10 protein-coding genes and 1 pseudogene are annotated in these 11,649 nt (G+C 60.5%); 2 read left to right on the top strand and 9 right to left on the bottom strand.

The window, feature by feature from the left end; all coding sequences use genetic code 11:
• Positions 1–242: 242 nt before the first annotated feature.
• The 7 genes from QFZ91_RS28150 to QFZ91_RS28180 all read right to left on the bottom strand — a co-directional run bounded on the left by QFZ91_RS28150 (position 243) and on the right by QFZ91_RS28180 (position 7,406).
• Positions 243–1,433, bottom strand: a complete 1,191-nt coding sequence (locus QFZ91_RS28150; RefSeq protein ID WP_429569099.1) for an FAD-dependent monooxygenase — start codon at positions 1,431–1,433, stop codon at positions 243–245.
• Positions 1,434–1,490: 57 nt separating this feature from the next.
• On the bottom strand, positions 1,491–2,123 hold the full coding sequence (locus tag QFZ91_RS28155; protein ID WP_368718820.1) for a hypothetical protein: 633 nt from the start codon (positions 2,121–2,123) through the stop codon (positions 1,491–1,493).
• A 26-nt stretch (positions 2,124–2,149) separates the two neighbouring features.
• Positions 2,150–3,256, bottom strand: a complete 1,107-nt coding sequence (locus QFZ91_RS28160; RefSeq protein WP_176369947.1) for a PEP/pyruvate-binding domain-containing protein — start codon at positions 3,254–3,256, stop codon at positions 2,150–2,152.
• Entirely contained in the window at positions 3,253–5,085 is a 1,833-nt protein-coding gene (locus QFZ91_RS28165; protein ID WP_368718821.1) for a PEP-utilizing enzyme, read from the bottom strand. The genes QFZ91_RS28160 and QFZ91_RS28165 overlap by 4 nt, the downstream gene beginning before the upstream one ends.
• Positions 5,086–5,152: 67 nt before the next feature.
• Positions 5,153–6,292, bottom strand: a complete 1,140-nt coding sequence (locus QFZ91_RS28170) for a nucleotidyltransferase domain-containing protein (RefSeq protein WP_176369945.1) — start codon at positions 6,290–6,292, stop codon at positions 5,153–5,155.
• 70 nt (positions 6,293–6,362) lie between these two features.
• The gene (locus QFZ91_RS28175; protein WP_429569100.1) at positions 6,363–7,184 is read right to left on the bottom strand and encodes a hypothetical protein; all 822 of its coding nucleotides are present in this window, start codon (positions 7,182–7,184) and stop codon (positions 6,363–6,365) included.
• Between the two features lie 12 nt (positions 7,185–7,196).
• Complete coding sequence (locus tag QFZ91_RS28180; RefSeq protein WP_368718823.1) at positions 7,197–7,406, bottom strand: hypothetical protein; 210 nt, start codon at positions 7,404–7,406, stop codon at positions 7,197–7,199.
• Positions 7,407–7,667: 261 nt separating this feature from the next.
• On the opposite strand from QFZ91_RS28180, the gene QFZ91_RS28185 reads away from it, so the two are divergent.
• A complete protein-coding gene (locus QFZ91_RS28185) occupies positions 7,668–8,774 on the top strand; it encodes an IS5 family transposase (RefSeq protein ID WP_429522659.1) in 1,107 nt (368 codons plus the stop codon).
• A gap of 167 nt (positions 8,775–8,941) precedes the next feature.
• On the opposite strand, the gene QFZ91_RS28190 is transcribed toward QFZ91_RS28185, so the two are convergent.
• Complete coding sequence (locus QFZ91_RS28190) at positions 8,942–9,754, bottom strand: IS5 family transposase (RefSeq protein ID WP_429569101.1); 813 nt, start codon at positions 9,752–9,754, stop codon at positions 8,942–8,944.
• Between the two features lie 474 nt (positions 9,755–10,228).
• Entirely contained in the window at positions 10,229–10,624 is a 396-nt protein-coding gene (locus QFZ91_RS28195) for a transposase (protein ID WP_429569102.1), read from the bottom strand.
• 66 nt (positions 10,625–10,690) lie between these two features.
• Between QFZ91_RS28195 and QFZ91_RS28200 the strand changes: the two are divergent.
• Positions 10,691–11,412, top strand: a pseudogene (locus tag QFZ91_RS28200) (IS6 family transposase).
• The last annotated feature ends 237 nt before the right edge of the window (positions 11,413–11,649 follow it).

The raw sequence follows: 11,649 nt of genomic DNA on the forward strand, positions 1-11,649 counted from the left end.
GAAGCGTTTCGAATCTTTCGCTTGAGCAACGGTCCCGGCTGCAGCACTCCTGCGAGGCGATTTCGCTATCACCTCTTCGCCTGACGGGTGCAGCAATTCGCATCCGCGATCTGGCTATGGATCCGCGCACGCTTTGTCATTCCCCTTTGAGCGCTGAACTGCCTCCGCCCTTGCCTCACCTCGCCGCTCCAACATCGCATGCGTCTCGCGCGAAAACGGTGGAGTGCCACGGCACATTCGCTTCATGCATCGCTGGCGCGATATGTGGTCAGCAGGGTGCGCAGCCGTTGACTGAGCGCGGGCATTTCTTCGGTGGGGGCAAGCGCGTCGTTCGTCGCCGCGTGGATCGCCTCAAGCACGATGTCGGGACCACCCGCGCGGTCACGCGCGACGATTGCCGCGGCGTGTCGTCTGCGCAACGCGTCGTATGTGCGGAGACCCGGGATGATGCCGGCGCCATGGATGCAGGCCGCCAGTGCTGCGGCATCGAGTATCGCTTGTCCCGCGCCGTTCGATCCGACAGGATACATCGGATGAGCGGCATCGTCCAACAGCGTGACGGGACGGTGGCTCCAACGTGGCAAGGGATCGCGGTCCATCATGGGAATTTGCAGAACTTGCGTCGAATTCAGGATGAGCGATCGCACGTCGAGCCAATCGAACTTCCATGAGAGGAAGACGGCTGGCACCGATGTCGGCGCGATGACGGCGTGTCGCTCTCCGATCGCGGGATCGTCGCGCAACTCCAGCACCCAGTTCGCGACGATCTCGTCAGGCATGTCAGGGTCGCGGACGGGATAAGCGACCAGTTTCCCGGTCTCGATCCGGCCACAACGCAGCATCGTTTGTTGGTCGAGGAGGGGGAAGCGCCTTGTCATACCGCGCCACATGACGATGCCCGAATGCCGGACCCGCGAGGCAACAGGATGGAACTGCCGGCAGACTGCGGAATGAATGCCGTCGCAGCCGACCAGAATGTCGCCGCGGGCGGGGGTGTCGCGGCAGTCGAAATAGGCACGTGCCTCACGTCTGTCCTGCTCGACTCGAACCAGCCGGTGTCCGAACTGGACGGCATCGACGCCCAGTCGCCGGTGAACGGCATTCAGGAGCGTGTGTTGCAACGCCGCACGGTGAATTGAATATTGCGGGAATCCGAAACCGCCTGCGATACCCAAGGGTTCGCTCAACAGGATCTGGCCAACCGAACTCGCATAAACGGACGAGCGAGGCAGCATGGCCGTATTGCGCAGCTCGGATACCAGCCCGAGTCGATGGAGTTCGCGCGCTGCGTAGGGCTGGATGTTGATGCCGACGCCCGCAGTCTGCACGGCGGATGCCGCCTCGAACACCTGGCAGGCGTACCCGCGCGCATGAAGCTCGAGGGCGAGCGAGAGTCCGCCGATTCCTGCGCCGATGACGATGACGGCTGGCATGTGCGATGTGCTTGAGGTTCGAAGGGCCTTTGCCTGCTTTCCGCGCGCGGTGCCCAATCATCTCATTGACACCGGAATGCGGCCGTATTCCGGGTTGACGATCTCGACGACCTGCTGGATCAACTCCTCAAGGGGCGCGCGCCCGTCGATGCGCAGCAGCGGGACGTCCGCCGCGAGGTGCAGCATGGTGGCCTTGACCAATTGCTGAAACGGCACGAAATCGGCAGGTCGGCCATTGCATTCGAAGAAGTTCATCTCGTGTTTTCGCTGATGCGCGATTTCAACCGGCGTATCGAGGAACAGCACCTTCCCGGGTTTCGGAAGCGATCGACACACCGAATAGAGAAAGGGCGCAGCCATGTCCAGGACTTTCATTTTGGCCGCGAACTTGTACCAGTAAGAGTCCACGATGACCGGGTGGCGCTGGGCCAAAGCGGGACGGACGATCATGTCGTACTCGAGCGCGGCGAGGTAGCAAAACTGCGCGGCGCGCGAATTGGGGCCCAGGCGTCGCAACGTCTCCGGCGGATCCAGATCCGGCAGCAGATCGGGAAACAGGGTGACCGTCGAAAACTGCTTCCAGTGCGCGATCGTGATGTCGGGGTAACGATCGGAAATGGCATTGAGAAGTGTCGTCTTGCCGCTTGCATCCACACCCAGGAGGCAAAAGAACTGGCCGGTTTCAAGCATTCGATCCCTCGCTGCGAAGAATGGCCCTACGGTTTCGGCATCGGCGGCGACTGGACCTTGCGCGCGATCCCGTGCAAGACATAACCGATTGCTCTCGGCTGGACTTCCATGATTTGCGGCGACTTTCTCTTGTGCCAGACGGTTTCCGGCCTGCTTTGCAGAATGACCAGGTCATCAGGACGATACTGATGGCGGTCGAATGCCCACTCGATGTCCTGCGGCACAGCGAAGTGCTGTTCGATCCGCTTTGCGAGGCGCGCCAGCGCGATGATCTCGTCCGTGTCGAGACAGGCGGTTCGCCGTTTTTCGACGGGAATCGACATACGGCGGACCCGATCCTTTTCATGGTCGATCGCGTACTCGAAGTGCTTCGACGATAGATGCCGTTCGATGACTTCCAGCATGACCTTATCGAGCACGTAGCGATCGGGCGTGGCCTCCCCCGACACGACGCTCTCTCCCAGGCCCCAGTTGGCTTCGATCACGATCTTCGAGCGATCGCCGTTCGCGGGATTCAGCGTGAAAAGGACGCCGGCCGATCTGGCATCGACCATTTTCTGAATGCCGACACCGATCAATGCGCTTTCGTGCGAAAAGCGTACCTTCTGCCGGTAGGAGATCGCCTGAGGCGTGAAGAGGCTGGACCAGCATTTCCGGATCTTGCCCAGCACGTTGTCGGCGCCGCGTACCCACAGGTATGTCTCCTGCTGTCCGGCGAAGCTGCTGTGCGCGAGGCATTCGGCAGTCGCGCTGGAGCGCACCGCGACAGGAAGATCGGCGACCCCGCAGTCACCGGACAGCTTTGCATAGGCCTCGGCAATCGCGACTTCGAAAGCTCGCGGAATCTCGACGGATTCGATCAGCCGCCGTATCGCTTGGCTCGTTCTCCTCAACGAGGTGAGATCGTCGACGACGATGCGGGCGAGCAACCTGTCAAGCGCGTGCATCGCGTGTTGATCGAGAAGCGCTGCGTATACGTCGGTCGCGACGGCGAAACCCGCAGGAACCGGAAAGGCGGCGCGCGTCAGTTCGCCCAGCCTCGCATTTTTTCCGCCCACATGGGCGAGCAGCGCGAGGCTGCATTCGGAGAGCGGGCGGATCCACGCCCGCGCGTCGTTCAACTGCGATGTCATGAGAGGATCTGCACCGTTCCCGAATCGCCGTTGACGCGTATGCGCTGTCCCGTCTTGAGCAGCCGGGTCCCGAATCCGGTTCCGACTACCGCCGGCAAGCCATACTCGCGCGAGACGATAGCGGCATGGCACATCACACCGCCGACGTCCGACACGGTGGCCTTGATCCGACTGAAGACGGGGGCCCAGCTTGGCGAGGTGACCGGGCAAACGAGAATCTCGCCTGGCTGGACTTCGTTGAGCTGTTCGGTACGATTGATGATGCGAACCGGTCCCTCCACGATGCCGGGCGACGCCGCGCAGCCCTTCAGCTCCCGTTGCTCGCCCTCGGCGGACTCGATCCCGAGCCAGTTGATCACCGTCTCCTGAGTGATGCCCCAGAGCATGATCAAGAGCGGATCCGTGATCGATTCGGGCGGCGTTCCCAGCGCGGGCGGCGGTGGCGACCGGCGAAACCCATGGTAGATTCGCCGGCGATGCTCGATCTCGTCAGGCCATATACGCGGCCCTCTTGCGTCGGTACCGACCGACCATGCGGCGATCAGGTCGTAAAGCGCCGCCTGGATTTCATATCGGTTCAGAAAGAAGATGTCGTCCGTCGACGCGATGAAGCCGTGATGAACGAGGATCTTCCCGAATTCGCGCATCTTTTGCCAGAAGACGGTGTGGTGCCAATGTTCGACGAAGAAGTTGTGGTTCTCGACATACGGATACACCGTTCGGGCCAGGTTCAGGAGCTCCGCAAACACCTTCCGGTCCTCGTCGTTTTTCACGAGCTGTGCATATTCGGTCGTGATGCGGTCGCGTTCGCCGCGAATGGCGTCGAGGGGGCGTTCGATGTTCCCGCCTTGTTCGAGCTTCTCGATATAGCTGCGCAGCGCGACGAACGGAAAGGAAAGGTCGTCGATCCAGCTGCGATCGTGATGATAGAAACCTGTACCGGTGGAAAAATTGAACCAGGGCTGCTTCGCTTCATCCAGCGCGCTGCACCATTGCCTGCCGTTCTCCGTTTCCTCGAGGTCGGCAAGTATTTTCGACGGCGACGTGGCCTGCTTGAGGACGGGCCCGATGTCGAGCGCGATGGCAAGGCGCGCGAGCTTCCTCAATTCGTCGTCCGGACGGAAGAGCAGGAGGTCGGTCCCGGATACCATCTGCGCAACGGTCTGGTCGGAAATGCCCGGAAAGGCCTGCTTGCAGAATTCCAGAAAGGTCAGGTAGGCGGCGTACCCGAGATTCAGCATCTCGAAATGGTATTGCCAGATCTTGAGCAGATTCTCGATGGTTCGATTGTAGGCTTCGAGCAAGTGGTAGCCTGAGGCCACGCCTTGACCTTCGGTGACGACAGCCTCCGCTTCGAGCTCCGGCAAATCGCGGATCTCGATCGCTTCGAGCGATTCGATATGGGCTCGGGTCTTGCGCAGCCACTGCTCGTAGAGCTCGTCCCAGTGCTCAAAGTAATATCCGGCGCGCCGTCTGAAATGTTCGGCGCGTTGCTCGATCAACGCAGGGTCGGTGACCGGGTTCGGACTCAGATACAGGTATCCGTTCACGATGCGCTGGTCGATACCGAGCGCAGACGGCATCACGAAAACACGCGTATTGTACTGCGATAGCGCGACCCAGATGGCTTCGCAGATGATCGCGTCGAACGGGTACAGCGGCTCGGCATGATGTATCCGGTCCGCAAACCAGAACCTGCTTTCCTCGGATGTCCGGCGTTCTTCACTGAAGACGTGATAGTACGGATAGAGCCGCTGCCAGCCTTCGCATCCCAGTGGCACCGCGACTTCGAATGGACTCGGGAATTTCCCTCGCGACGAACGGTTCATGTTCGATCCTTGGTTCGCGTTGCCAGGTGGAGGGCGTAACGGGCAGCCGTCCCCTTTACCGTGCCGATCAGGTCGAAGCAGTCAGGCCCGCGTTGCCGACCGCGTGCTGCACGCGATCGATCATCCCTGCCGTTTCGCTGCACTTCGTACCGCACACGTGCGCTAGCGCTTCATCGGCGGTCGTGACGCCGTCGAACAGGAAGACGAGCGCAGCATCCTGTGCAGACAGGTTCACGACCGTGCCGAATTCATTCAATCGCGCGATCTTCATGCCATCGCCCGAAAACGAGAAATCGACGTCGAACTCGAGGGACGGAAGGGGGGGCGCGGTCATCGGCGACTCGGTCCCGATCCAGTCATGACCTTGCGGCCCGTCGAATCGTTTCCCGGTCACGCGGCATTCGGCCCATAGAAATGCCGCGCGGGTGAACGCGACAATGCGTCGTGCGTAGACCCGCGAAGAAACCCTGTCCGGATATTCGGGTGTACGCTGCAAATTCCAGAACAGGTCCGCAGCGCTCAGGCCCGTGGGTCGCCCGAGGAGTTCGCGTTCCCACCCGGATGGCAACTGACCCAGCGTGCGGCTGCGCCACTTGGACAACGGATTGGTGCGGCCGTAACCGGCCAGCAACGCATCGACCGCGTGGCCGAGCAATTTCTGCGCGGCAAAAACCAGCGTGCGATAGTCGCCGGTTTCGTCATATCCCACCATGTCGATCTGGATCGTTCTCCCCGCGTGGCGGGCGACTTGCAGCTTGAGCCTGGCGAGCGCGGTGTCGGACGGCCGGAATGCGGCGTCGGAGCGCGTCGCCGACGGGCTGCGCAGAAGTTGTCCATGACGTAGCCGGTGGAGCAGCAGACGCTCGTCAAACGTAAACTTCGCGGTATCGGAAACATCCCATGGCTGGCGGGACCAATGATCGAGACGATGAATCAGGCTCTCGATCACGTTGTCCGGAAAGATACGGATGTCCACCACGCATTTGCCCAGCGCCCAGATGACCTCGTCCCGCGGTGGCAGCGCGGACGCCGGGCGGGAGGTGATCAGGAGCACGTCGAGGTCGGACTTGCGGGTTCCCATGCCTTCGGCCAGCGAGCCAACCGCTAGGAGGATGTCGTCGTCCTCGAGTCCGACCATGTCGGCAATACTCGTGCGGACGGACGGCAAGTCGGTTTCGCCCCAATGCAGAAATTCTTCCACATTCATTTCTTTTCCCGTTGTGCGAATGTTTTATTCTGGCCGGAACAACCTGCCGATCCGAAACGACCTGCCGGTGTCAGTCGAATACTTTCTTGTCTAGTTCCTGCAATGTGATTTCGTTGAAGTCGTGGAATCGCTTCCGGAACAGGTCATGTATCTTGCCGGCAGCGATGCGCGCGGCATGTCGTTCGATCAGCATGCCGGTATACGCAACGTGACTCAGCTCGTCGCGCAGTAGCGTATCGAGCAGCTTCACGACCTGCGGAAGACTTTCGGGCAGGCAGTGGGCGCTGAGTGCGTCACGCTGCAACAGATGATGGATCGTAGTTCTGATCTCGGCGATATTCATCTGGATGAAATCGTCCACGGTGGGCGGCCTTCCGTACGGCGACCCTTCGACCACGAACAGCGATTGCGGCATCGAGTAGCCTGGGGAGAGCTGCCGCAGTTCCATGCGAAACGCCGGACTGACGGCGCCGGGAAAGGTCAGGTCCAGCAGCTTCAGATAGAACAGCGCGTGACCGGATTCGTCGACCGCATGACGTTTGAGGAGGTGCTGTTCCTGCCCCTCTTCGGCGCAAGCCGCCATCGACCACAGGCGAGTCGCCCCGTCGCCTTCGCGCTCGGCATTCGTGATCAGCGATGTCGCCAGCCACTGCCTGCTTTGCGACGCGCCACGGTAAGCCGCCGCATAGGCGCGCGTGCCGTAGGGAGGCTCATCCTGCAGCGCGGCTTCCAAAGCCGACAAATAAATCGGGCACCGATCGCCGAGACCCGACTGCGACAAAGCGACCCTGGCAGCGATGAATATCCGTTCGCTGGTCTCATCGGCGTCCAGCAATACGTCGACAGGCAGCCCGTCTTCTGACGGAACAGGCGTAGAGCCAGCGAGCATCATCGCAGGGTCCCCCTAGAGAGAATGGGAGCAAGGGTCGAAGGGCGCGTTGACTGCGACGAACGCGCGATCGGCGTTAGGGAACTTCGCTGCGATTGCGTCGAGCGTTTCTTGATCAAGCACCAGCTTTCCGTTTTTGATGTGACCGGAAAGCACGAGGCCAAGCCGGTTTTCCTCGATTTGCTTGGCGGCATCGAGTACATCGTCTTTGTCGTATTGCGACATGTTCTTCCCCTTCTCGAGTGAATGACGTAACGCGCCCGGATTGAATGGGCCCCAGCGCGTTTACAAAACTAATTCACGGCGCGTCGTTGTCAAGGAGATTTGATTGCCGGGCCATCAAGTTATTCGGATTGGGTATGCGAAGCCTCGACTGCAATATAAAACACACCTCCTAGCAGGCTGTTGAATTTGGGTCCCGTGTAAACGGGGTTTGAGGGACGGGCGTTATGGATATCGTGTTCATGATCTTTGGCAGCGGATGCGATGCGCGGAATGGATGAGATGCAGGAACCCCTGTTCACGACGGTCAAGCTCGAGGACTTCGTCCCGGCAGATCACCCGTTGCGACCGATCCGGTTGCTGGTGAATGACGCGTTGAAACGGCTCAACGGGCTGTTCAGCGTCATCTACGCGGACACCGGCCGTGCCTCGATTGCGCCTGAGAAGCTGATGCGGGCGCTGCTGTTGCAGGTGTTCTACTCGGTGCGCAGCGAGCGCATGCTGATGGAGCAGATGCGCTACAACCTGCTGTTCCGCTGGTTTGTCGGGCTGGCGATTGAGGACGCGGTGTGGGACCACTCGGTGTTCTCGAAGAACCGCGACCGGCTTCTGGAGCATGAAGTCGTGGAAGCGTTCTTCACCGAAGTCATGAGCCTGGCGGACAAGCGGGGCTTGCTGTCGAGAGAGCATTTCTCGGTGGACGGCACGCTGATTCAGGCGTGGGCCAGTCACAAGAGCTTCCGCCGCAAGGACGGCCCGGACGATGGTCCGCCAGCCGGCGGTGGCCGCAACGCCGACACTGACTGGAAAGGCGAGCGACGTAGCAATGCCACGCACGAGTCGACTACTGATCCGGAGGCGCGATTGTTCAAGAAGAGCCACAAGAGCCCGGCCATCCTGTGCTACCACGGGCACATCCTGATGGAGAATCGCTCGGGGCTGGTGGTCGGCGCCGTGGTGAGTCACGCAGATGGTTTCGCCGAGCGGGCCAGCGCATTGCAATTGCTCGATTGCGTGCCAGGCGCTCATGCGAAGACAGTTGGTGCCGACAAGGCGTATGACACCCGCGACTTCGTGAACGATTGCCGCGCTCGCAACGTGACACCGCATGTCGCGCGCAACGATGAGCGTTGGGGCGGCAGCGCAATCGATGGTCGCACTTCGCGGCATACGGGCTACCGGATTAGCCAGATCATCCGCAAACGAATCGAAGAGCATTTCGGCTGGGGTAAAACGGTCGGTCGGATCCGGCAGACGGTCTATCGCGGTATCAAGCGCGTCGACCAGCACTTCAAGCTGACGATGGTTGCGAGCAATCTGACCCGCATGGCCCGAATGCCAGGGGTGGTGCCGCAAGGAGCGGCGCGATGAGCCGTCACGGCGTGAAGACTGCGCGCCAGCGGGGCTGCATGCGTGCGCATGCCCCGCGCGGATCGCGCGGCAAACCGGCAATTCAGCGGGAAATTGCACGCGCAAGTCTCCTGAACGTAGCTTCGGTCGTCATGACGGGGCGCTTTTCAACAGCCTGCTAGAGCGTGTTAGGAACTTTGAAGTACTGGCACGGCGTGGACAAGCATGAGCATTGCGAAGACGACGAAATGAAGCCCAGCGAGAGTTTCGGGAAGCCGTTCATAGTCACGTGCGAGACGCCGGAAACGGTTGAGCCAGCCAAAGCTGCGCTCGACCACCCACCGGCAGGGGAGCAGAACGAAACCCTTTTTCGTTTCTTCGAGTTTGATCACCTGAAGGTCAATGCCCTCGTCGAATGCAGCCTGCGCTGGCTCCTTGCCCATGTATCCCTGATCGGCAAATGCCACCTTGACCGTTCGTCCCGTTACCTGCTGGACCTGCCGCGCAAGCTCCGCTACCTGTGCGCGCTCCTGTTCATTGGCGGGGGTCACGTGCACCGCCAGCAACTGTCCCAACGTGTCTACTGCAATATGTACCTTGCTACCGCGCTGCCGCTTATAACCGTCATAGCCCGCACGCGGGCCGCTCTCGCAGGTCGACTGTATCGTGCGGCCATCGAGGATGACCGCGCTGGGCTGTCCCCGACGGCCCTGTGCCACGCGTATCACCGAGCGCAGGTCGCTCACCATGCTCTCAAAGCAGCCAGCCTGCAGCCAGCGTTGAGTCTGCTGATACACCAGCTCCCACGGCGGGAAATCATTGGGCAGCATCCTCGACGGCGCGCCGGCACGAGCCATCCAGCGCAATGCATCAAACATGTCGCGCAGTTCGTATTTGCGCTGGGGCGCGTCAACGTCCATCAGCGTCAGATACGGCGCCGCGAAACTCCATTCCTCATCCGACACATCTGTCGGATACCCTTTGCGGTCGGTTCTTTTCATCCCGCCAGGATACCAGGTCTCAATCGAAGTTCCTAACACGCTCTAGACGCGGCATACCCCGTGACGAGCAAGGAAATCATTTCCGCTTCTGGCGCGAGTGCCCGTTCACGCACCATGTCGTTATCTGGGACCAGCAGGGACACTACGAAGCTGTGACAGCCAGGCGTCCAAGCACGGAAGAGACGGCGCAAAATGATCGAACCGATGTTTGACCCCGACATACCAGCTCCATAGGGCGCAAAGTGACAAGCCTGCGCCTTGGACGGTATGACGTAGAACACTCAACGGCTGGCTGCAGCCAGCCAACGCGTACAGTATCAACTTCTTCTTGCCGGCGTATCGCCCCAGGCGTTCTCACGCAAAGTGGTTCCTGGTCGATGCAATCGGGCTGTTCTCAACTAATGTGGTTTCATTCTCACGTAATGAGGTCCGGCTTTGTCCGGATGGGTACGAGTTCCCGTGCCATGGACGCGACTATGCATTTTTGACGCAAACCGGTTTGCCGAAGGCGTTGCACCGGTTCAGCAGGTTGGCGATGATTATGCCTTCGCCTTCCTGCGACGCAAGCTCCTGCGTCAGCAGGCGCTCGCCGATGCAGCGCTTGATGCGCGAGATCTGTGCCTCGACCAGCGAGCGCACATCGTAGCCGTATTTCTTGTGAAATGCATAGATACCTTTGTCCTCGATGTATCTGACGATCTGGTCATGCCGGCGGGTTCGCTCCTCGCCGTGTACGACAGCGTGAGCTGGCGGTGGGATGACGGGCGTCACGCCCGCGCCCGAAAGCGCTTCGGTATGCTCGATGCTGTAGTACGCGCCATCGGCAATCACCCGATCCATCGGCACATCAGCGGGCAGCACGGCGTCCATTCCTTGCTGTCCGATACTTCTGTAGGGCACTGTCACGTTGGCGAGGTAGTCACGTAAGATGTCACGATGAAGAAAAGAAAATCGCTTTATCACGGCCACCGGTTCCCGGCGGCAATCATTAGTCTCGCGGTTCGGTGGTATTACCGGTTCCAACTTAGCCTGCGTGATATTGAAGAACTGCTGTTCGAGCGCGGTGTCGTTGTCAGTTACGAGACGATCCGCCGCTGGTGCGACAAATTCGGCGCGGGCTTCGCACATCGCGTCAAAGCTGCTCGCCGCAAGCCTGGCCGCACATGGCATCTGGACGAAGTCTTCGTCACGTTGCGCGGTGAGCCTTATCTGCTCTGGCGGGCCGTCGACCAGCACGGCGCCGAACTCGACATCCTGCTGCAGAAACGTCGCGATAAGGCCGCAGCAAAGCGCTTCTTCAACCGCGTGCTGGCCGCCTGTGCCGACGCGCCACGAAGGATTGTCACCGATCAGCTTCGCAGCTACCCGGCAGCCAAGGCCGACATCCCCGAACTGGCGAACGTCAAGCATGTGTTCGTCAAGGCTGCGGCCCGGGTGAACAACCGGGCAGAGAATAGTCATCAGCCTACGCGTGAACGTGAGCGGCGCATGCGCGGATTTCGCGACCCGAAGCGCACGCAGGCTTTTCTCTCCAGCTTCGGTTCGCGTTCAAGCGACACCTGCTACGTGCTTCGCTCTATCGCAAACAACTCGCATCCCGATTCGCTGCGTGGCGCGAATTCACCGGCATCGCTCAAAATCCGTCGACTGTCTCCTGAGCGATTGACTCTTCACCGTAGTCCGTGCCACTGCCGACAAGTTGACAATGCCGTAAAAATACTGTCCACGGATCGTCGTCGGCAAATACGTGATGTCCCAGGAATACAGCTGGTTTGGCGCGTCGGCGCAAACCGAACGGGGTTTGCTGCGAGCATGGGCCGGCCGCTCGCTGCGCCGGTGGGCGAGTTGCTCTCGGCCTTCAGTACCGGGTAGAACGTCGATTCCGAGGCGGTATA

Origin of the sequence: Paraburkholderia sp. JPY419 (assembly GCF_050435705.1) — a bacterium.
Lineage (GTDB): Bacteria > Pseudomonadota > Gammaproteobacteria > Burkholderiales > Burkholderiaceae > Paraburkholderia > Paraburkholderia youngii.

Coding starts and splice junctions, on each gene's coding strand:
- QFZ91_RS28170 (WP_176369945.1), bottom strand. CDS start 6,292: ATGAATGTGGAAGAATTTCTGCATTGGGGCGAAACCGACTTGCCGTCC.
- QFZ91_RS28185 (WP_429522659.1), top strand. CDS start 7,668: ATGCGCGGAATGGATGAGATGCAGGAACCCCTGTTCACGACGGTCAAG.
- QFZ91_RS28160 (WP_176369947.1), bottom strand. CDS start 3,256: ATGACATCGCAGTTGAACGACGCGCGGGCGTGGATCCGCCCGCTCTCC.
- QFZ91_RS28190 (WP_429569101.1), bottom strand. CDS start 9,754: ATGAAAAGAACCGACCGCAAAGGGTATCCGACAGATGTGTCGGATGAG.
- QFZ91_RS28155 (WP_368718820.1), bottom strand. CDS start 2,123: ATGCTTGAAACCGGCCAGTTCTTTTGCCTCCTGGGTGTGGATGCAAGC.
- QFZ91_RS28175 (WP_429569100.1), bottom strand. CDS start 7,184: ATGATGCTCGCTGGCTCTACGCCTGTTCCGTCAGAAGACGGGCTGCCT.
- QFZ91_RS28150 (WP_429569099.1), bottom strand. CDS start 1,433: ATGCCAGCCGTCATCGTCATCGGCGCAGGAATCGGCGGACTCTCGCTC.
- QFZ91_RS28165 (WP_368718821.1), bottom strand. CDS start 5,085: ATGAACCGTTCGTCGCGAGGGAAATTCCCGAGTCCATTCGAAGTCGCG.
- QFZ91_RS28195 (WP_429569102.1), bottom strand. CDS start 10,624: ATGGACGCCGTGCTGCCCGCTGATGTGCCGATGGATCGGGTGATTGCC.
- QFZ91_RS28180 (WP_368718823.1), bottom strand. CDS start 7,406: ATGTCGCAATACGACAAAGACGATGTACTCGATGCCGCCAAGCAAATC.